Below are 18,319 nucleotides of genomic sequence, written 5' to 3'. Positions count from 1 at the left end.
GGGTCACTCGACCGTGACCGACTTGGCGAGGTTGCGCGGCTGGTCGACGTCGAGGCCCTTCGCCGAGGCGAGCTCCATCGCGAACATCTGCAGCGGCGTCACCGCGAGCAGCGGCTCGAACAGCGGGTCGGCCAGCGGGATCGGCACGACCTCGTCGGCGATCTGGATCGCGGCGGCGTCGCCCTGCTCGGCGATCGCGATCACCCGGGCGCCGCGCGCCTTGATCTCCTGGATGTTCGAGATCACCTTGCGCTGCAGCTCGTACGACTCGCTCGGGCTCGGCACGATGACGAAGACGACCTGGCCCGGCTCGATCAGCGCGATCGGCCCGTGCTTGAGCTCACCCGCGGCGAAGCCCTCGGCGTGGATGTAGGCGAGCTCCTTGAGCTTCAGCGCGCCCTCGAGCGCCACCGGGTAGCCGACGTGGCGGCCGAGGAAGAGCACCGCGCGGGTGTCCGCCATCCAGCCGGCCAGCTGGGCGATCGCCTCGGAGGCGTCGAGCACGCGCGAGAGCTTCTCCGGGATCGCGGCGAGCTGGGCGGCCTGCGAGGCGATCAGCTCGGGCGTGGCCGCGCCGCGCGCCGCGGCCAGGTGCAGGCCGAAGAGGTAGAGCGCCGCGATCTGCGCGACGAACGCCTTGGTCGAGGCGACCGCGACCTCCGGGCCGGCGTGGGTGTAGAGCACGGCGTCGGACTCGCGCGGGATCGTCGCGCCCTGGGTGTTGCAGACGGAGAGCGTCTTCGCGCCCTTCTCGCGGGCGTACTTGACGGCCATCAGCGTGTCCATGGTCTCGCCGGACTGGCTGATCGAGACGACCAGGGTGCGCGGCGTCAGCACCGGGTCGCGGTAGCGGAACTCGTGGCTCAGCTCGACCTCGACGGGCACGCGCGCCCACTTCTCGATGGCGTACTTGGCGACCATGCCGGAGTAGGCGGCGGTGCCGCAGGCGATCACGGTGATGCGGTCGATGTCGGTGAGGGTCGCGTCGAGCGACGCGAGCTCCGGCAGGACGATCGCGCCGTCCTGGATGCGGCCGAGGAGCGTCTTGGCGACGGCCTCCGGGCCCTCGCTGATCTCCTTGGCCATGAAGCTCGACCAGCCGCCCTTCTCGGAGGCGGACGCGTCCCAGGCGATCTCGAACGGCTCGGTCTCGACGGCGTTGCCGAAGAAGTCGGTGACGGTGACCTCGTCCGGCGTGATGGTGACGATCTGGTCCTGCCCGATCGCGACCGCGCGGCGGGTGAACTCGACGAACGCGGCGACGTCGGAGCCGAGGAAGTTCTCGCCGTCGCCGAGGCCGATCACGAGCGGCGAGTTGCGACGCGCGCCGACGACGACGCCGGGCTGGTCCTGGTGCAGCGCGAGCAGGGTGAAGGCGCCCTCGAGGCGCGCGACGACGGCCTGGAACGCGAGCACGAGGTCGCCGGTGCGGCGGTGCTCGCGGGCGATCAGGTGCGCGGCGACCTCGGTGTCGGTCTCGCTCTCGAAGACCGCGCCCTCGGCGAGCAGCTCCTCCTTGAGGGGCTGGAAGTTCTCGATGATGCCGTTGTGGATGACGGCGAGGCGCCCGTCGTCCGCGAGGTGCGGGTGCGCGTTGCGGTCGGTCGGGCCGCCGTGCGTCGCCCAGCGGGTGTGCCCGATGCCGGTGGTGCCCTGCGCGATCGGGTGCGCCTCGAGGTCGTCGACGAGGACGCTGAGCTTGCCCGAGCGCTTGCGGCTGTCGATCCGGCCGTCGGCGTCGATCACGGCCACACCGGCGGAGTCGTACCCGCGGTACTCCAGTCGCTTCAGTCCCCCGAGCAGCACGGCCAGGCTGTCGCGCGCGCCGACGTATCCAACGATTCCACACATGCGCTCGATCCTAATCGCGTGCGGGGGCGCTCCTGCGGCGACGGGGCCGAGCCGCGGCGGCCGCTAGGATCGTGCAGATGTCCTCGTCAGCTCGCGAACCCGGGCGCGAGGCGCACCCCTCCCCGTTCGTCGAGATCGTCCGCTCCGACTGGGCCGAGCTCGCCCGCAGCACCGAGCTGCCGCTGAGCGAGACCGAGGTCGTGCAGCTGCGCGGGCTGGGTGACCGGCTGAGCCTCACCGAGGTCGCCGAGGTGTACCTCCCGCTGTCCCGGCTGCTCACCCTCTACGCCGGCGGCGCGCGCCAGCTGCACCGGGCGACGAGCACCTTCCTCGGCGAACGCGCGCAACCCACCCCGTTCGTGATCGGCGTCGCCGGCTCCGTCGCTGTCGGCAAGTCGACCATCGCCCGCCTGCTCCGCGAGCTGCTCGCCCGCTGGGACGACACCCCGCGCGTCGAGCTCGTGACGACCGACGGCTTCCTCCTGCCCAACAGCGAGCTGGAGCGGCGCGGGCTGATGAGCCGGAAGGGCTTCCCGGAGTCGTACGACCGCCGCGCGCTGCTGCGCTTCGTCTCGGAGGTGAAGGGCGGGGCGGCCGAGGTGCGTGCGCCGTTCTACTCGCACCTCTCCTACGACATCGTCCGCGACGCCGAGATCGTGGTGCGGCGGCCCGACGTGCTGATCGTCGAGGGCCTGAACGTCCTGCAGCCGCCCGCGCCCGGGCACGGCCTCGCGGTCAGCGACCTCTTCGACTTCACGGTCTACGTCGACGCGCGGACGAGCGACATCGCGCGCTGGTACGAGGAGCGGTTCCTCGCGCTGCAGCAGGGCGCCTTCGCGAGCCCGAACTCCTACTTCCACCGCTACGCCTCGCTGACGCCCGACGAGGCGCGCGAGCGGGCCCGGAGCATCTGGTCCTCGATCAACGAGCCGAACCTGCTGCAGAACGTGCGGCCCACCCGCTCGCGCGCGAGCCTCGTCCTGCGCAAGCAGGCCGACCACACCGTCTCCTCGGTGCTCCTCCGCAAGATCTGACGTGGGGGCCCGGCCGCTGACGCGCTGACGACGGCGGGTCTCGATACGCGCCTCCGGCGCTACTCGACCAGCATGCAAGGCGGCAGGTCGCGATATGGACCTCCGGCGCTGCTCGACCAGCATGCGGCGGGCAGGCCGAGTCATGCCGGCCTCACCCAGCGAGCAGGCGGAACCATGCTGATCGAGTAGCCCCGCAGGGGCGTATCGAGATCCCCGGGCCAGCGGCGGGTGAGGCCGCTAGGCCGCGACGCGCAGCTGCTCGAGCACGACCGCGGCGAGGGACTCGGCCAGCCGGTCGGCGGTCTCCTTGGTGGAGGCCTCGACCATGACGCGGACCATCGGCTCGGTGCCCGAGGGGCGGAGCAGCACGCGCCCGCCGGTGCCGAGCTCGCGCTCCGCCTCGGCGATGGCGGCCGCGATGACGGCGTCGTCGTGCACGCCCTCGCGGTCGACGCCGCGGACGTTGACGAGCGTCTGCGGGAACACCCGCATCACCGAGGCGAGCTCGGCGAGCGACTTCCCGGTCCGCGCCACCTCGGCCGCGAGCTGCAGCCCGGTGAGAACGCCGTCGCCGGTCGTCGCGAAGCGGCTCATGATCACGTGGCCCGACTGCTCGCCGCCGAGCGAGTACCCGCCCTCGTTCATCGCCTCGAGCACGTAGCGGTCGCCCACGCCGGTCTCGATCACCCGGATGCCGGCATCCGCCATCGCCGTCTTGAGGCCGAGATTGCTCATCACCGTGGCGACGAGCACGTTGTCGCGGAGGACGCCGCGCCGCGCCATCGAGGTCGCGAGGATCGCCATGATCTGGTCGCCGTCGACGACGCGCCCCTCGGCGTCGACCGCGAGGCAGCGGTCCGCGTCGCCGTCGTGCGCGATGCCGAGGTCGGCGCCCGCCTCGCGGACCGCCTCGGCGACGTGGTCGAGGTGGGTCGAGCCCACGCCGTCGTTGATGTTGATGCCGTCCGGATCGTTGCCGATCACGGTGACGGTCGCGCCGGCGTCGGTGAAGACCTCCGGCGAGATCCCCGCGGCGGCGCCGTGCGCGCAGTCGATGACCACGTGCAGTCCGTCCAGGCGGGTGCTGCCGAGCGAGCCGAGCAGGTGGAGGACGTAGCGGTCCTCGGCATCGGCGAAGCGGCGGATGCGGCCCACGTCCGGGCCGAGCGGCGTGAGCGGCGGGACCCCGAGAGCCGCCTCGATGCGGTTCTCGAGCTCGTCCGGGAGCTTGCGGCCGCCGGCCGCGAAGAACTTGATGCCGTTGTCGGCAGCGGGGTTGTGCGACGCCGAGATCATCACGCCGAAGTCGGCGCTCTCGTCGGCGATGAGGTAGGCGGCGGCGGGCGTCGGGATGACTCCCGCGTCCAGCACGTCGACACCGGCGCTCGCGAGGCCGGCCGCGACGGCGGCACCGATGAACTGGCCCGAGATCCGAGGATCGCGGGCCAGGACGGCGAGGGGCCGACGGCCCTCCGCCCGGGCGGCCGCACCGAGTACACGGGCGGCCGCCTGAGCGAGGCCGAGGGCCAGGTCGGCCGTGACGTCGCGATTCGCGAGGCCACGGACGCCATCTGTTCCGAACAGGCGCGGCATGATGCCAGTCCCCTTCTGAAGCTGCTGATCGGCGGCCACGGGGGCCGCAGCGACTAGCGCTTCGAGAACTGGGACGCCTTGCGGGCCTTCTTGAGACCGGCCTTCTTGCGCTCGATGACGCGAGCGTCGCGGGTGAGGAAGCCGGCCTTCTTCAGGATGGCGCGGTTGTTCTCGCGGTCGATCTCGTTCAGCGCACGCGCGATCGCGAGGCGGAGCGCACCGGCCTGGCCGGAGGGGCCGCCGCCGGTGATCTTCGCGACGACGTCGTACGAGCCGAGGAGGTCGAGGACCTTGAACGGGTCGTTGATCAGCTGCTGGTGCAGCTTGTTGGGGAAGTACTCCGCGAACTCGCGGGCGTTCACGGTCAGGCTGCCGGAGCCCGGGACCAGGCGCACGCGGGCGATGGCCTGCTTGCGACGGCCCACGGCTGCGCCGGAGACGTTGAGGACGGCGCGGGGCGTCGAGGACGCCTCGGTGGCCGGGCTTTCGGTGGAGTAGCTCTCGGGAGCCACGTCGATCTGGTCTGCGATCTTCGCCACGGTGTAGGTGATCCTTTGTCTTCGAAGTCTGGGGTGTCGGGGAGGGCCGGAGCCTACTGGGCGACCTGGGTGAAGGCGTACGCCTTGGGCTGCTGAGCCGCGTGAGGGTGCTCGGTGCCCGTGTAGACCTTCAGCTTGCGCAGCTGCGCACGACCGAGGGAGTTCTTGGGGAGCATTCCGCGGATGGCCTTCTCGACGGCGCGGATCGGGTTCTTCTCGAGGAGCTCGGCGTACGTGGTGGCCGTGAGGCCGCCCGGGTAGCCGGAGTGGCGGTACGCCTTCTTCTGGAGGAGCTTCTGGCCGGTGAGGGCCACCTTCTCGGCGTTGACGATGATGACGAAGTCGCCCATGTCCATGTGCGGCGCGAACGTCGGCTTGTGCTTGCCGCGCAGGAGCGCAGCGGCGTGGGTGGCCAGACGACCGAGCACGACGTCGGACGCGTCGATGACGATCCAATCGTGCTGGACGTCAGCCGGCTTCGGAGAAAAAGTGCGAGTCACGTGAGTGCTGCTTTCTGATCGGAGTGAGGAGTTCGTGAATCCCGCTCCGTGGCCGTTCGACCCGCGAGGGGGCCGAACCGATCCGGTGGAGGGCTCAACTTCGGGTGCCGGCACGCGGCCGAGAACACCAAGGGTCGACAGTACAGCAATCCGGACCGGAGCGGAAGCTCACGGGCTCGCCGCCGCGCTCCCCCGGGCGGTCCGGGTCAGGAGTCGTCCTGCCCCAGCGCGGCCAGGACCTCGGTCGCCAGCTCCTCGAGCGGGGCCTGGCCGCCGACGTAGGAGCGGAGCGAGAGCAGCCGGTCCCCGGCGAGCACGACCACCGTGGCGGCCGGGTCGACCGCCGGGTCCCCGGCGCGGAAGAAAGCGGCGTCGCCGAGCCCGCTCGGCTCGACGGGGGCCTCGGACTCCTGCGCGGCGACGTCGGCGGTGGTGGCGCCGGTCGCCGCCCGCAGGACGAGCGCGGCGGGGTTGCCCGCCAACGCCCAGGCGCAGCCCGAGCCCTGGTCCGAGGCGGTGACGAAGCCCTCGGGCAGCTCGAGGGCCGCCTCGATCGCCGTCACCGGCAGCACCGCGGCGCAGTCGAGGACCTCGACCGTCGCACCGGCGGTCGGCTCGGCCGCGGGAGCGGTGGGCACCGCGGTGGGCACGGCGGTCGGCGCGGTGGAGTCGACCGCGGCGGCGGGCGCCCGGTCCGGCACGTCGATCGCCGACGACGAGCAGCCGGCAGGCAGCAGCGCCGCCGGCAGGACGAGCGCGGCGACGAGCGCCCACACGCGGTGGTTCCTGCGGATCACTCGTCGTCCTCCCCCTGGGCGTCCCCGCCGGGCAGGGTGCGCTTCACCCGGGTGAGCACGGCCCGCTCGGCCAGTTCCGAGTCCTCAGGGTAATCGACCTCGCGCAGGATGAGGCCGCGCGCCGGCATGACCGCGAAGGCGTTCGTGCGGCGGGCGGCGTCGCGCAGCAGCGGGAGCTCGCCCGCGTCCAGCTTGCCGATCCCCACGGCCACGCAGGAGCCGACGAGTGCCCGCACCATGCTGTGGCAGAAGGCGTCGGCGCGCAGGTGCGCGTGCAGCACGCCGTCCTCGTCGCGCTCCCAGGTGAAGTCGAGGAGGCTCCGGATGGTGGTGGCTCCGACGCGCGCGCGGCAGAACGAGGCGTAGTCGTGCAGGCCGAGCAGCGACTCGGCCGCCAGCGCCATCACGCCCTCGTCGACCGCCTCGTTGATCCAGGTCGTGAAGCCGCGCTGGAGCGGCCGGCGGAGCGAGGTGCGGTCGGCGAGCCGGTACTCGTAGCGCCGCCAGCGCGCGGAGAAGCGCGCGTCGAAGCCCTCGGGCGCCCGGGTCACCCGGTGCACGGACAGGTCCGAGTACTGACCGAGGATCCCCTGGAGCTTGCGCTGGAGCACGACCTCGGGCGCGACCTTCTCGGTGCCGGCCCGCGGGCTGCCGTTCAGGCGCGACCACTGCTGGGGCGTGAGGTCCAGGTGCGCCACCTGAGCGCTCGCGTGCACGCCCGCGTCGGTGCGGCCCGCGACGGTGACCACCGTCCGCTCCTCCGAGCGCAGCAGCACGCCGAGCGCGTCCTCGAGAACGCCCTGCACCGTGCGGAGGCCGGGCTGGAGCGCCCAGCCCGCGAAGTGGGTGCCGTCGTAGGCCAGATCGAGGCGGACGCGGTGGAGCACCCGACGAGTCTAGGTCGTCCGCCGCGCCGTTCCGGATCGCCGGATCAGCCGGCCGAGAGCCGGACGCCGAGTGAGTCGAAGACGGCCACCGCCCAGTCGGCGAGGACGTCCTGGTCCCCGACGAAGGACTCGACGTGCAGCTCGTAGCCGCCCGCCAGCACGGCCAGCTGGGACGGCGTCGTCGGCGAGCCCTCGAGCCGGTAGGCGGCCTCGCCCAGCGGAGCCGGCACGGCGCCGACGGCCTCGCCCGCGCCGGCGAACGTCTCGGCGAGCCGCGCGGGCCCGACGCTGACGAGGACCGCCGACGGGTTGCCGGCGATGCCGTAGGAGCAGGTGTCCCCCGCCTGGACGAGCACGGCCGTCCCGGCGGGCAGTCCGACCGCCGTCTCGACCGCCGAGGCGGGCAGTGCCGCGGAGCAGTCCAGCTCGGGAGCCGGCGCGACGGTCGCAGCGGTCTCGCTGGGGACGGATTCGGCGGCGGCGACCGCGCTCGGCGCCGTCGTGCGCGCCGACTCCGGCACGTCGACGACCCCGGTGGAGGAGCAGCCCGCCAGCAGGGCCGTCGCGGCGAGGAGCAGGACCGCATGGTGCGCGCGCACGGAACTCCTCCTGCTGGCCGACGGGGACGGGGGTCCGGGTACCGGACGCATCCCGACCCTTTGTCGGGACGATCCCGCCATCGTAAGCGACGTTCCGCGCCACCGAGCACTCAGGAGTGCCACGGGCGGGAACGACGAGAGCCCCCCGTCCCCGAGGGGGCGGAGGGCTCTCGAGACGTGCTCGGGACTACTTGGTCTCGGCGGTCGTCTCGACCGGGGCGTCCTCGACGGGCGCGTCCTGGACGGTCGCGTCGGCCTCGGTCGTGTCGGCGACGGGCGCCTCCTCGACAGTGGCGTCCTCGGCGGGGGCGTCCGCGACGACGGTCTCGTCCTCGACCGGAGCCGAGACGGGAGCGGCGCCGGTGCGCGACTTCTTGACCTTCGGCGTCACGGGCTCGAGGACGAGCTCGATGACGGCCATCGGGGCGTTGTCGCCCTTGCGGGGACCGATCTTCGTGATGCGGGTGTAGCCGCCCTCACGCTCGGCGACGAGCGGCGCGATCTCGGTGAAGAGCTCGTGCACGACGCTCTTGTCGCCGATGGTCGCGAGGACGCGGCGGCGGGCGTGCAGGTCGCCGCGCTTCGCGAACGTCACCAGACGCTCGGCGAGGGGACGCAGGCGCTTGGCCTTGGTCTCGGTCGTCTTGATGCTCTTGTGCGTGAACAGGGCCGCGGCCAGGTTCGCGAGCAGCAGACGCTCGTGTGCGGGACCGCCTCCGAGGCGGGGGCCCTTCGTGGGCTTGGGCATGGCTTTACTCCAGTACTAAAGGGGTGTCAGAAGGTCGAACGCCGGAGCGGAGACCTAGATGCTCTCGTCGTCGTAGCTGTAGAAGTGGGCGCCGTCGAACCCGGGGACCGAGTCCTTCAGCGACAGGCCCAGCTCCGTCAGCTTCTCCTTGACCTCATCCACCGACTTCTGACCGAAGTTGCGGATGTTCATGAGCTGCGTCTCCGACAGGGCGACGAGCTCGTTGACGTTGTTGATGCCCTCGCGCTTGAGGCAGTTGTAGCTGCGCACCGAGAGGTCGAGGTCCTCGATGGGCATCGACAGCTCGGTCGAGAGGACGGCGTCGACCGGCGCGGGGCCGATCTCGATGCCCTCGGCCGCGTTGTTCAGCTCGCGGGCGAGTCCGAACAGCTCGGTCAGCGTGCGACCGGCCGACGCGATGGCGTCGCGCGGCGTGATGGCCGGCTTCGACTCGACGTCGACGACGAGGCGGTCGAAGTCGGTGCGCTCGCCGGCACGGGTGGCCTCGACGCGGTAGGTGACCTTGAGCACGGGCGAGTAGATCGAGTCGACCGGGATCTGGCCGGCCTCGGAGAACTCGCTGCGGTTCTGGGTCGCCGAGACGTAGCCGCGGCCGCGCTCGATGGTGAGCTCGAGCTCGAACTTCGCCTTGTCGTTCAGGGTCGCGATGACGAGGTCCGGGTTGTGGATCTCGACACCGGCCGGAGCCGAGATGTCGGCGGCGGTGACCTGGCCGGCGCCCTGCTTGCGCAGGTAGGCGGTGATCGGCTCGTCGTGCTCGGAGGAGACGACGAGTCCCTTGATGTTCAGGATGATCTCGGTGACGTCCTCGCGGACGCCCGGGACGGTCGTGAACTCGTGCAGGACTCCGTCGATCCGGATGCTGGTGACAGCGGCGCCGGGGATGGAGGACAGCAGGGTGCGACGCAGCGAGTTGCCGAGCGTGTAGCCGAAGCCGGGCTCGAGGGGCTCGATGACGAAGCGGGAACGGAACTCCGAGATGTTCTCCTCGGTGAGCGTCGGACGCTGTGCGATAAGCACTGTTGATTCCTTTCGATCACGTGTCCGCTATATGACACGTGCGTTTGCGAGTCTGAAGTTGTGAAAGAAATGCGCGATCCGCCGGCCGGCCTCACGTCGCGCTGGAGAGCGCTTCGTTCGGCCGGCCGACGGCTGCGAGTGCTGCGTTAGACGCGACGGCGCTTCGGCGGGCGGCAGCCGTTGTGCGCCTGCGGGGTGACGTCGTTGATCGAGCCGACCTCGAGGCCTGCGGCCTGGAGCGAGCGGATCGCGGTCTCGCGACCCGAGCCCGGGCCCTTCACGAAGACGTCGACCTTCTTCATGCCGTGCTCCTGCGCCTGACGCGCGGCCGACTCGGCAGCGAGCTGGGCGGCGAACGGCGTCGACTTGCGCGAGCCCTTGAAGCCGACTCCACCGGACGAGGCCCAGCTGATGACGGCCCCGGCGGGGTCGGTGATCGAAACGATGGTGTTGTTGAACGTCGACTTGATGTGGGCCTGGCCCACAGCGATGTTCTTCTTCTCCTTGCGGCGCGGCTTGCGCGCGGCCGACTTGGGGGTAGCCACTTGTTATCTCCTCTAGGTCCGTGTCGCCCGCGTTACTTGCGGCCGGCCTTCTTCTTGCCGGCGACGGTGCGCTTCGGGCCCTTGCGGGTGCGAGCGTTCGTCTTGGTGCGCTGTCCACGGACCGGGAGGCCGCGACGGTGGCGGATGCCCTCGTAGGACCCGATCTCGACCTTGCGGCGGATGTCGGCGGCGACCTCGCGGCGGAGGTCTCCCTCCACCTTGTAGTTGCCCTCGATGTAGTCGCGGAGCGCGACGAGCTGGTCGTCGGTGAGGTCCTTGACGCGGATGTCGCCGTCGATCCCCGTGTCGCTCAGCGTCTTCAGCGCGCTGGTGCGGCCGACTCCGTAGATGTAGGTCAGTGCGACCTCCACGCGCTTCTCGCGCGGGATGTCTACTCCTGCCAGACGTGCCATGGTGGCTTCTCCTGTGAGTGAGTGGAGGTGTGAAGCAACGTCGGTGCCTCGGCCTCCGACCGAAGGTGTCCTCGCCGTTCACTCCGGGTGACCCGGGGTGCTGCGCGATTTCTGACGTTGCGGGGTGGTGTGTTGCCGTGCTGCTGGGCGGTTTCCCGCCCGCGCTCCTCGCAGGAGCGCCGGTAGTCCCGGAGGACTAGCCCTGGCGCTGCTTGTGGCGGGGGTTGCTGCTGCAGATGACCATCACGTTGCCGTGGCGGCGGATGATCTTGCAGTGGTCGCAGATGCGCTTGACGCTGGGGTTGACCTTCATTGTTCTGTTCCTTGTTTTCGCTGGCGTCGTGCTCCCGGCGGATGCCGGGGCCGTTCCTTACAGGACACGCACGTCGCGAACTGAGCGGAGCGAACGTCTACTTGTAGCGGTAGACGATCCGGCCGCGGGTCAGGTCGTAGGGGCTGAGCTCCACGATCACGCGGTCCTCGGGGAGGATGCGGATGTAGTGCTGACGCATCTTGCCCGAGATGTGGGCGAGAACCTTGTGTCCGTTGGTGAGCTCCACGCGGAACATCGCGTTGGGGAGCGCCTCGACAACCGCACCTTCGATTTCGATGACACCGTCTTTTTTGGCCATAGCCTCACTGTCGTTCGGAAGTAGTGTGTGTACTGGTCGTGCGAATGCTTCCGCGACGATCCTCCCCCCGGGCGGAGCCTGGGGAGCGGTGCGCGGGCGTGCCGGAGCACGCGCAAACACCAAGGGTCGATACTACGCGAATCCCCGCTTCTCCGCCAGCCCGGGCGTGTCGCCTCAGGGCGGGGGCGGGCACCCGCCGGGGACGGCGGTGTGCGCGCCGCGGAGCGCGAGCGCGACGGCCGCCGCCTAGGCTCTCCCTCGTCGAAGGGACCGCGGATGGCGCGCACGGAGAAGACGACGGACAGCACGGCGAGGAGTCGGCGGAGCTGGTACTCGCACCCCCTGGTGACCGTGCTCGTCGCGATCGTCGTCATCGCCCTCGTGCAGACGTTCTTCGTGAAGGTGTACACCGTGCCGACCGGCTCGATGGAGAACACCCTGCAGGGCGGCGGCTTCTTCGGCGACCGCATCCTCGTCGACCGCACCGCGGCGCTGCACGGCGAGCCGGAGTCGGAGCAGATCGTCGTCTTCTCGCGGGACGCGCGCTGGGGCGCGACCGACGCGGTCGGGAACCCGCTCTCCGAGGCGGTCAAGTACTTCGGCGACGTCACGAGCATCGGCCCGTCGCACGAGGAGTTCCTCGTGAAGCGCGTGATCGCGACCGCCGGCCAGACGGTCTCCTGCTGCGACGCCGAGGGGCACGTGCTCGTGGACGGGCAGCCGCTCGCGGGCGACTACGTCTTCGAGGACTTCCCGTTCGCCCCCGGCACCCAGGACTGCGACTCGCAGCCCGCCTCCACCCGCTGCTTCCAGGAGTACACGGTGCCGGAGGACACGCTCTTCGTCCTCGGCGACCACCGCTCGAACTCCAACGACTCGCTCGGCGACTGCCGCGGAGCCCCGGGTCCGATCGACTCCTGCGTGAAGACGGTGCCGATCGAGCGCGTGGTCGGGCGCGTCTTCGCCGTCGCCTGGCCGCTGACCCGCTGGCGCCTCTTCTAGCCCGGGTCGCGTTCCGGATCACGCCGGGAACCGCGGAGGGGCGGGGCCGGATGCCGGAACACCCGATCCCGCCCCTCCGGACGAAGCCTCGCGGAGGTCAGCCGCGGACGACCGCGACGACCTGCTCGAACAGCGGGTGGTCCGCGCCGAGGCCGGTCACCTCGGCGACGAACTCCTCCGGCGACAGCGCCGCCAGCTTCTCCTTCAGCTCGACGCTCTGCGGGTCCTCCGGCACGTCGAAGCGGAGGGCCGCGCCGATCGCCGTCAGCAGTCCGCTCGGCACGTGCCCGCGCTCGGCGAGCTCGGCCGCCGGGCCGATGAAGCGCTCGTGCCGCGAGAGCTTGCGCAGCGGCTGGCGCCCGACCCGGTCCACCGTGTCGGTGAGACCCGGGTTCGCGAAGCGCTTCAGCGTCTTCTGGAGGTAGGCCTCCTGCTCCTCGTCGCTGAAGCCGTGCTTCTCGACGATCAGCGTCTTGGTGTCCTCGAGCGCGGCCTTCACCGCGTCGTGCACCTCGGGCAGCGCGAGCGCGTCCGACAGCTTGTGCGCGCCGGCCGCGAAGCCGACGTACGCCGCGGTGGCGTGCCCGGTGTTCACCGTGAAGAGCTTGCGCTCGATGAACGGCTCGAGGTCGTCGACCCAGGTGGCGCCGGGGATCTCGGGCTCGGAGCCCTCGAACGGCGTGCGGTCGACGACCCACTCGAAGAAGCTCTCGACCGTGACGTCGAGACCCTGGCCGGCCGCCTGGTTCGGCACGATGCGGTCGACCGCGGTGTCGGCGAAGACCGCGCGGGTGCGCAGGCGCTCCCACTCGTCCGCGCCCAGGCTCGCGGCGACCTCGGTCTGCAGCAGCCGGGTCGCGTTGATCGCGTTCTCGCAGGCCATCACGGCGAGGCGGGGCGCCGACTCCGCGCGGGCCGCGAGGCCCTTCGCGATCACCGGCGCGACGAAGCGCAGGATGTTCGGCCCCACCGCGGTGGTGACGAGGTCCGCGGCGGCGATCTCGCGGACGAGGGCCTCCTCGTCACTCGCCGAGTTGATCGCGCGGAAGCCGTCGACGACGTGCGTCGCGGACGACTCCCCCACCTCGTGCACCTCGTAGCTGTCGGCGGCGGCGAGCTGGTCGATCAGCGCCGCGTTGACATCGGCGAAGACCAGCTCGTAGCCGGCACCGTGCAGGATCAGCCCGACGAAGCCGCGGCCGATGTTGCCGGCGCCGAAGTGGACGGCGGTGGGCATCAGGAGTTGACCTCGCCCAGCAGCGCGTAGAGCGACTGCGCGTCGGGGGCGTCGAGGAGCTTCTGCACCTCGTCCTCCTCCGAGAAGATGATCGCGATCTTGGAGAGGATCTCGAGGTGCTCGTTGTTGACACCGGCGATGCCGACGACGAAGCGGACCTCGTTGCCGTCCCAGTCGATCGGCTGCGCGTAGCGGACGAAGGACAGCGCCGAGGAGCGGATCTCGTCCTTCGCGTCGTTCGTGCCGTGCGGGATGGCGAGCAGGTTGCCCATGTAGGTGGAGACGGTCGCCTCGCGGGCGAGCATCGCCTCGTGGTAGGCGGGCGTGACGGCGCCGACGCCGACCAGCATGTCGGCGGCCTCCTTGATGGCGGTCTCCTTCGACGTGGCGGTGCCGGAGGCGTTGATCTGTCCGATGGTGAGCACATCGCTCATGGCGTGCGTCCTTTCCGTGGGTGGTGAACGAATGAGGGAACCCGCAGGGGCGAGCGGAGCGTCTCCGCCACGTCGCACCCTACGGGCTCCCTCAGGGGTGTTCCCGACTACTTGCCGTGCTGCTCCGCGACGAGCGAGACGACCTCGTCGTACTTGGGGCTGTTCATGAAGTTGTCGACGGAGACGTGGATCGCGCCCGGCGTGCGCTGGCGCGCCCGCTCGGTCAGCTCGGCCTGGGTGATGACCAGGTCGACGTCGTCCTCGAGAGCCGCGATCGCCTTGTTGGTGACCGTGACGTCCTCGAAGCCCGCCTTCTTCATCTTGTTGCGCAGGACGGAGGCGCCCATGGCGGACGATCCCATCCCGGCGTCGCAGGCGAAGACGATGTTGCGCACCTGCGTGGCGGTGGCGGTCGCCGAGGCGCCGTCCTGGTTGGACGCGCCGCTCGCGTTGAGGAGCGAGCCGACGGCGCTCTCCTTGCCCTTGTTCGACGAGTTGGCGGCGACGGCGGCGGCGAGCTTGTCGTCTCCGGCCTCCATGGCGTCGAGGTCGCGCTTGCGGCTGCCGCGGATGATGAACGACGCGACGACGAACGACACGGCCATCGAGAGCAGGACCGAGAGGATCACGCCGAGGTAGCTGTCACGCGAGGTCTGCAGGAGCACCGCGATGATCGAACCCGGCGACGCCGGGGCGACGAGGCCGGAGTCGAACGCGACGTTGGTCGCGACCCCGGTCATGCCGCCGAGGATGACGGCCGCGACGAGCGCGGGCTTCATCAGCACGTAGGGGAAGTAGATCTCGTGGATGCCGCCGACGAAGTGGATCAGCGCGGCGCCGGGGGCGGAGCCGCGGGCGATGCCCACGCCGAAGATCGCGAAGGCGAGCAGCACGCCCATGCCGGGGCCGGGGTTCGCCTCGAGCAGGAACAGGTACGACTTGCCCTGGTCCTGCGCCATGACGGTGCCGAGCGGGGTGAGAACGCCCTGGTTGATGGCGTTGTTGAGGAACAGGATCTTGGCCGGCTCGATGAAGATCGAGGTCAGCGGCAGCAGGCCCGCGTTCACCAGGAGGTCGACGCCGTCGCCCAGGATCTTGGTGAGGAACGAGATGATCGGCGCGATGCCGAAGAACGCGCCCAGCGAGAGGAGCATGCCGAGGATTCCGGCGGAGAAGTTGTTGACCAGCATCTCGAAGCCGGGCTTGATCTTGCCGTCCCAGATCGAGTCGACCTTCTTCATCAGCCACGCGGCGAGCGGGCCGATGATCATGGCGCCGAGGAACATCGGGATGGTGGCGCCGACGATGACGCCCATGGTGGCGATCGAGGCGACCACGCCACCGCGCTGGCCGTAGACCATGCGGCCACCGGTGTTCGCGATGAGCAGCGGGAGCAGGTAGGTGATCATCGGGGCGACGAGACCGACGTACTGCTGGAAGGTCGCGCCGTCCTCACCGGCGGCGAGCTGGGTGCGAGCACCCTCCCAGCCGATCTGGGCCGCGTCGCCGAAGCCGCCGAGGATGCCGTTGGGCAGCCAGCCCGCGGCGATGAAGAGCGAGGTGATGAGACCCCACGCGATGAAGGCCGCGATGTTCGGCATGACCATCCCCGAGAGGAAGGTGCCGAATCGCTGGACGTGGACGCGCGTACCTCCGCGCGTCGACGTCGCTGACGTCGTTGTCATGTGGTGTGTTCTCCGATTCTGAGGGTGGGAGATCCGGTCGCTCCTGAGGCGGACCGGGCTCCCGCGGGGCGGGACGAGACGGGGTGGTGCAGGGGTGGTGCGGTGGTGCGGGGTGGTGCTGCGGAGGATCGTGCGCATGCGGGCCGCGCGATCCCCGGGATCAGGAGGCGGCGATCGCCTCGGTGACGGCGGACCGGGCGTCCGCCGCGCTGTCGGCCGCGAGGGCGAGCTCGGCGTAGCGCTTCGCGTCCTCGAGGGTGTGCTCGGCCAGCTCGGCGCGGACGTCGGCGAGAGCCGACGGCGACATCGAGAGGGTCGTCGCGCCGAGGCCCACGAGGACCACGGCGAGCAGCGGATCCGCGGCGGCCTCGCCGCAGATGCCGACGGGCTTGCCCAGTGCGGCGCCCGCGCGGCCGACCTCGCCGACGAGGCGGAGGACGGCGGGGTGCCATGGGTCCTGGAAGGCGGACACGGTGCCGAGCATCCGGTCCGCTGCCAGGGTGTACTGGGTCAGGTCGTTGGTGCCGATGGAGGCGAAGTCGGCGACTCCGAGGATCCGGTCGGCGAGCAGAGCGGAGGAGGGGACCTCCACCATCACGCCGGCGGTGCGGATCCCGAGCTCCTTGGCCATGGAGGTGAAGTAGCGGGTCTCGTCGACCGTCGCGACCATCGGCGCCATGACCCAGAGGTCGGCGTCGGTCGCGGCGTCGGCCTGGGCGAGCGCGGTGAGCTGGTCGCGGAGGATCTGCTCGCTCGCGCGCAGGGCGCGGAGGCCGCGGAGGCCGAGCGCCGGGTTCTCCTCGTGGTTGTCGTTGAGGAAGGCGAGCGGCTTGTCGGCGCCGGCGTCGAGCGCACGCACTACGACCTTGCGGCCGGGGAAGGCGGCGAGGAGGCGGGTGTACTGCTCGGCCTGCTCGGCGACGGTCGGGGCCTCCTTCGCGTCGAGGAAGAGGAACTCGGTGCGGAACAGGCCCACGCCCTCCGCGCCGAGCTCGACGGCGTTCTCGGCGCCGTCGGCGGAGCCGAGGTTCGCCAGCAGCGGCACGGCGTGACCGTCGGCGAGGGCGCCGGGGACGACGGGTGCGGCGAGCATCTCGGCGCGCTCCGCGATCGAGGACTTCGCGTCGCCGATCTCGACGTCGGACGGGTTCACCGTCACGACGCCGGAGGAGGCGTCGAGGATGACGAGCTGGCCATCGCGCAGGTCGAGCGCGCCGGTGGTGCCGACGATGGCGGTGATCGACTTCTCGCGGGCCAGGATCGCCGTGTGCGAGGTCGGGCCTCCGTCGCTGGTGATCAGGCCGAGGACCTTCTCGAGGTCGAGCAGCGCGGTGTCGGCTGGCGCGAGGTCGCGGGCGACGAGCACGAACGGCTCGTCCGACTCCGGGACGCCGGGCGCCGGGACGCCGCGCAGGTGGGCGACGACCCGCTGCGAGACGTCGTCGAGGTCGGTCGCGCGCTCGGCCATGTAGCCGCCCATCGCGACCAGCAGGTCGCGGAAGCCGGCGAACGCCTCGTGCACCGCGCGCTCGGCGGTCTTGCCCGCGGCGAGGCGGGTCTTGACGTCGTCCGCGAGCGAGGGGTCCTCCGCCATCAGCGCCTGGGCGTCGAGGACGTCCTTCGCCGAGCCGCCGGCGCGCTCACCGCGGTGGCGGATGGTCGCTGCCGTCGCCGACAGCGAGGCGACCGCGCGCTCCTCCTCCTGGGCGACGGAGCGGGCGCTGGTGGTGTCCTCGGGCTCGGGGAGCGGGTCGGGCATGCGCAGCACCGGCCCGAGGGCCAGGCCGCGGCCGACTCCGGTGCCCTGGAGCTTCGCGGAGGCGTAGGCGGTGGAAGGAGTGGACAGCGTCATGGGTTCCCGGTTCCTGTCGTGCGTCTCGTCGGTGAGAGGGCGGTGGGGGCGAGGGGGTGGAAGTCAGGAGGAGCTGATGCGACCCATTGAGGGTCGCCGTCACGACTCGCGGTCTTCCGCGGCTGCCGGCGCCGTGTGCGCCGGGGCTGCCGCCTTTCGTGACGCTATGCGTCACGCATCGTGATCAGTGCTGAGGAACTCGGACAGCTCGTCGAGGATCGCCTGCTCGTTGTCGCCCTCGACCGAGAGGGTCAGCGAGTCGCCGTGCTCGATGCCGAGCGAGATGATGCCGAGGATCGAGGCCGCGTTCACCGCGGTGCCCTCGCCCTTCTTCACCAGGACCTTCTGACCCGACTTCGCCGCAGCCTGGCTGAAGAGCGAGGCGGGGCGGGCGTGGAGGCCCTTCGACGATGCAACCTGCACGGTGCGCTCGACCATGAACGTTTCTCCTTGATCCTGCAGTCGGAACTGCGTCAGTGGTTCCCGGCGCCGGGCGCGAGGCCCGGGGCGGGAGGTGGGGCGTCCCCGTCCGATCCTGCGACGACCGCGCGAGCGGCGAAGAGGACGGGAAGGGTGTCGAGCACGGCATCGGCACCGTGCGCCCCGAAGACGTCGTGCGGGAGGAGTGCTGCCGCGGCGCCGACGTGCACCGCGCGCTGGCGGAGCTCGTCGAACTGCGGCTCGAGGTGCGGTCCGACCAGGAGGACGTCCGCCTGGGGCAGAGCGTCCGCGAGACCGGGAAGGGTCTCGGATCGGAAGACGGCATCGATGCCGCGCTGCTTCGCGCCCGCTCGCAGCCGGTGGGCCAGGAACGTGCTCGACGCGCCTGCACCGCAGACGATCAGGATCGTGCGCACCTCGTTCGCCTCCTCGCGTCCGGGTCTTGCCTCATCCAAGCATCTCGGGGGCCGCGCGTCCGCCCCCGCAGAC

21 protein-coding genes are annotated in these 18,319 nt (G+C 71.0%); 2 read left to right on the top strand and 19 right to left on the bottom strand.

Annotated elements, in window-relative coordinates; genetic code table 11:
* Nucleotides 1-3: 3 nt before the first annotated feature.
* Nucleotides 4-1,851 carry a glutamine--fructose-6-phosphate transaminase (isomerizing) gene (gene glmS / locus EDF17_RS02810; RefSeq protein ID WP_123445077.1) on the bottom strand — a complete coding sequence of 616 codons (1,848 nt, stop codon included), beginning with the start codon at nucleotides 1,849-1,851 and terminating at the stop codon, nucleotides 4-6.
* Between the two features lie 77 nt (nucleotides 1,852-1,928).
* Between glmS and coaA the strand changes: the two genes are divergently transcribed.
* Nucleotides 1,929-2,885, top strand: a complete 957-nt coding sequence (gene coaA, locus EDF17_RS02805; protein ID WP_123445076.1) for a type I pantothenate kinase — start codon at nucleotides 1,929-1,931, stop codon at nucleotides 2,883-2,885.
* 237 nt (nucleotides 2,886-3,122) lie between these two features.
* On the opposite strand, the gene glmM is transcribed toward coaA, so the two are convergent.
* The 12 genes from glmM to infA all read right to left on the bottom strand — a co-directional run bounded on the left by glmM (nucleotide 3,123) and on the right by infA (nucleotide 11,179).
* Entirely contained in the window at nucleotides 3,123-4,478 is a 1,356-nt protein-coding gene (gene glmM / locus EDF17_RS02800; RefSeq protein ID WP_123445362.1) for a phosphoglucosamine mutase, read from the bottom strand.
* Between the two features lie 53 nt (nucleotides 4,479-4,531).
* Nucleotides 4,532-5,017 (bottom strand): 30S ribosomal protein S9, encoded by a 486-nt coding sequence (gene rpsI, locus EDF17_RS02795; protein WP_123445075.1) that lies wholly within the window; start codon nucleotides 5,015-5,017, stop codon nucleotides 4,532-4,534.
* A gap of 53 nt (nucleotides 5,018-5,070) precedes the next feature.
* Complete coding sequence (rplM, locus tag EDF17_RS02790) at nucleotides 5,071-5,517, bottom strand: 50S ribosomal protein L13 (protein WP_123445074.1); 447 nt, start codon at nucleotides 5,515-5,517, stop codon at nucleotides 5,071-5,073.
* A 206-nt stretch (nucleotides 5,518-5,723) separates the two neighbouring features.
* On the bottom strand, nucleotides 5,724-6,314 hold the full coding sequence (locus EDF17_RS02785; protein ID WP_133671846.1) for a hypothetical protein: 591 nt from the start codon (nucleotides 6,312-6,314) through the stop codon (nucleotides 5,724-5,726).
* Nucleotides 6,311-7,201 carry a tRNA pseudouridine synthase A gene (locus EDF17_RS02780; RefSeq protein ID WP_123445072.1) on the bottom strand — a complete coding sequence of 297 codons (891 nt, stop codon included), beginning with the start codon at nucleotides 7,199-7,201 and terminating at the stop codon, nucleotides 6,311-6,313. The genes EDF17_RS02785 and EDF17_RS02780 overlap by 4 nt, the downstream gene beginning before the upstream one ends.
* A gap of 44 nt (nucleotides 7,202-7,245) precedes the next feature.
* On the bottom strand, nucleotides 7,246-7,800 hold the full coding sequence (locus EDF17_RS02775; protein ID WP_123445071.1) for a hypothetical protein: 555 nt from the start codon (nucleotides 7,798-7,800) through the stop codon (nucleotides 7,246-7,248).
* A 187-nt stretch (nucleotides 7,801-7,987) separates the two neighbouring features.
* Nucleotides 7,988-8,548, bottom strand: a complete 561-nt coding sequence (rplQ, locus tag EDF17_RS02770; protein WP_123445070.1) for a 50S ribosomal protein L17 — start codon at nucleotides 8,546-8,548, stop codon at nucleotides 7,988-7,990.
* A 54-nt stretch (nucleotides 8,549-8,602) separates the two neighbouring features.
* Nucleotides 8,603-9,589: a DNA-directed RNA polymerase subunit alpha gene (locus EDF17_RS02765; protein ID WP_123445069.1), complete on the bottom strand. Its 987-nt coding sequence runs from the start codon at nucleotides 9,587-9,589 to the stop codon at nucleotides 8,603-8,605.
* A gap of 146 nt (nucleotides 9,590-9,735) precedes the next feature.
* Nucleotides 9,736-10,134 carry a 30S ribosomal protein S11 gene (gene rpsK / locus EDF17_RS02760; RefSeq protein ID WP_056037257.1) on the bottom strand — a complete coding sequence of 133 codons (399 nt, stop codon included), beginning with the start codon at nucleotides 10,132-10,134 and terminating at the stop codon, nucleotides 9,736-9,738.
* A 32-nt stretch (nucleotides 10,135-10,166) separates the two neighbouring features.
* Complete coding sequence (gene rpsM, locus EDF17_RS02755; RefSeq protein WP_123445068.1) at nucleotides 10,167-10,547, bottom strand: 30S ribosomal protein S13; 381 nt, start codon at nucleotides 10,545-10,547, stop codon at nucleotides 10,167-10,169.
* 196 nt (nucleotides 10,548-10,743) lie between these two features.
* Nucleotides 10,744-10,860: a 50S ribosomal protein L36 gene (rpmJ, locus tag EDF17_RS02750; protein ID WP_055787164.1), complete on the bottom strand. Its 117-nt coding sequence runs from the start codon at nucleotides 10,858-10,860 to the stop codon at nucleotides 10,744-10,746.
* A 97-nt stretch (nucleotides 10,861-10,957) separates the two neighbouring features.
* Nucleotides 10,958-11,179, bottom strand: a complete 222-nt coding sequence (gene infA, locus EDF17_RS02745; RefSeq protein ID WP_022883252.1) for a translation initiation factor IF-1 — start codon at nucleotides 11,177-11,179, stop codon at nucleotides 10,958-10,960.
* Nucleotides 11,180-11,455: 276 nt separating this feature from the next.
* Between infA and lepB the strand changes: the two genes are divergently transcribed.
* Entirely contained in the window at nucleotides 11,456-12,181 is a 726-nt protein-coding gene (gene lepB / locus EDF17_RS02740) for a signal peptidase I (RefSeq protein ID WP_123445067.1), read from the top strand.
* A gap of 97 nt (nucleotides 12,182-12,278) precedes the next feature.
* Here lepB and EDF17_RS02735 read toward each other — a convergent pair whose 3' ends face one another.
* The 6 genes from EDF17_RS02735 to EDF17_RS19710 all read right to left on the bottom strand — a co-directional run bounded on the left by EDF17_RS02735 (nucleotide 12,279) and on the right by EDF17_RS19710 (nucleotide 18,246).
* Nucleotides 12,279-13,418 (bottom strand): mannitol-1-phosphate 5-dehydrogenase, encoded by a 1,140-nt coding sequence (locus EDF17_RS02735; RefSeq protein ID WP_123445066.1) that lies wholly within the window; start codon nucleotides 13,416-13,418, stop codon nucleotides 12,279-12,281.
* Nucleotides 13,418-13,852 carry a PTS sugar transporter subunit IIA gene (locus tag EDF17_RS02730; protein ID WP_123445065.1) on the bottom strand — a complete coding sequence of 145 codons (435 nt, stop codon included), beginning with the start codon at nucleotides 13,850-13,852 and terminating at the stop codon, nucleotides 13,418-13,420. The genes EDF17_RS02735 and EDF17_RS02730 overlap by 1 nt, the downstream gene beginning before the upstream one ends.
* A gap of 107 nt (nucleotides 13,853-13,959) precedes the next feature.
* Nucleotides 13,960-15,537: a PTS mannitol transporter subunit IICB gene (locus EDF17_RS02725; protein ID WP_123445064.1), complete on the bottom strand. Its 1,578-nt coding sequence runs from the start codon at nucleotides 15,535-15,537 to the stop codon at nucleotides 13,960-13,962.
* Nucleotides 15,538-15,697: 160 nt separating this feature from the next.
* Entirely contained in the window at nucleotides 15,698-17,389 is a 1,692-nt protein-coding gene (gene ptsP / locus EDF17_RS02720; RefSeq protein ID WP_123445063.1) for a phosphoenolpyruvate--protein phosphotransferase, read from the bottom strand.
* Nucleotides 17,390-17,560: 171 nt separating this feature from the next.
* The gene (locus EDF17_RS02715) at nucleotides 17,561-17,827 is read right to left on the bottom strand and encodes an HPr family phosphocarrier protein (RefSeq protein ID WP_123445062.1); all 267 of its coding nucleotides are present in this window, start codon (nucleotides 17,825-17,827) and stop codon (nucleotides 17,561-17,563) included.
* A gap of 35 nt (nucleotides 17,828-17,862) precedes the next feature.
* Nucleotides 17,863-18,246: a PTS sugar transporter gene (locus EDF17_RS19710; RefSeq protein WP_159423403.1), complete on the bottom strand. Its 384-nt coding sequence runs from the start codon at nucleotides 18,244-18,246 to the stop codon at nucleotides 17,863-17,865.
* Nucleotides 18,247-18,319: the final 73 nt, after the last annotated feature.

This window comes from Rathayibacter sp. PhB1, from assembly GCF_004362935.1.
GTDB classification, from domain to species: domain Bacteria; phylum Actinomycetota; class Actinomycetes; order Actinomycetales; family Microbacteriaceae; genus Rathayibacter; species Rathayibacter festucae.
Note: the sequence above shows the minus strand (reverse complement) of the source record. Positions and strands in the feature narration are given on the sequence as shown.

Bases quoted from the DNA above. Each gene is read 5' to 3' on its own strand.
- glmS (WP_123445077.1), bottom strand. From the start codon at position 1,851: ATGTGTGGAATCGTTGGATACGTCGGCGCGCGCGACAGCCTGGCCGTG.
- coaA (WP_123445076.1), top strand. From the start codon at position 1,929: ATGTCCTCGTCAGCTCGCGAACCCGGGCGCGAGGCGCACCCCTCCCCG.
- glmM (WP_123445362.1), bottom strand. From the start codon at position 4,478: ATGCCGCGCCTGTTCGGAACAGATGGCGTCCGTGGCCTCGCGAATCGC.
- rplQ (WP_123445070.1), bottom strand. From the start codon at position 8,548: ATGCCCAAGCCCACGAAGGGCCCCCGCCTCGGAGGCGGTCCCGCACAC.
- rpsM (WP_123445068.1), bottom strand. From the start codon at position 10,547: ATGGCACGTCTGGCAGGAGTAGACATCCCGCGCGAGAAGCGCGTGGAG.
- rpmJ (WP_055787164.1), bottom strand. From the start codon at position 10,860: ATGAAGGTCAACCCCAGCGTCAAGCGCATCTGCGACCACTGCAAGATC.
- infA (WP_022883252.1), bottom strand. From the start codon at position 11,179: ATGGCCAAAAAAGACGGTGTCATCGAAATCGAAGGTGCGGTTGTCGAG.
- lepB (WP_123445067.1), top strand. From the start codon at position 11,456: ATGGCGCGCACGGAGAAGACGACGGACAGCACGGCGAGGAGTCGGCGG.
- EDF17_RS02735 (WP_123445066.1), bottom strand. From the start codon at position 13,418: ATGCCCACCGCCGTCCACTTCGGCGCCGGCAACATCGGCCGCGGCTTC.
- EDF17_RS02730 (WP_123445065.1), bottom strand. From the start codon at position 13,852: ATGAGCGATGTGCTCACCATCGGACAGATCAACGCCTCCGGCACCGCC.
- EDF17_RS02725 (WP_123445064.1), bottom strand. From the start codon at position 15,537: ATGACAACGACGTCAGCGACGTCGACGCGCGGAGGTACGCGCGTCCAC.
- ptsP (WP_123445063.1), bottom strand. From the start codon at position 17,389: ATGACGCTGTCCACTCCTTCCACCGCCTACGCCTCCGCGAAGCTCCAG.
- EDF17_RS02715 (WP_123445062.1), bottom strand. From the start codon at position 17,827: ATGGTCGAGCGCACCGTGCAGGTTGCATCGTCGAAGGGCCTCCACGCC.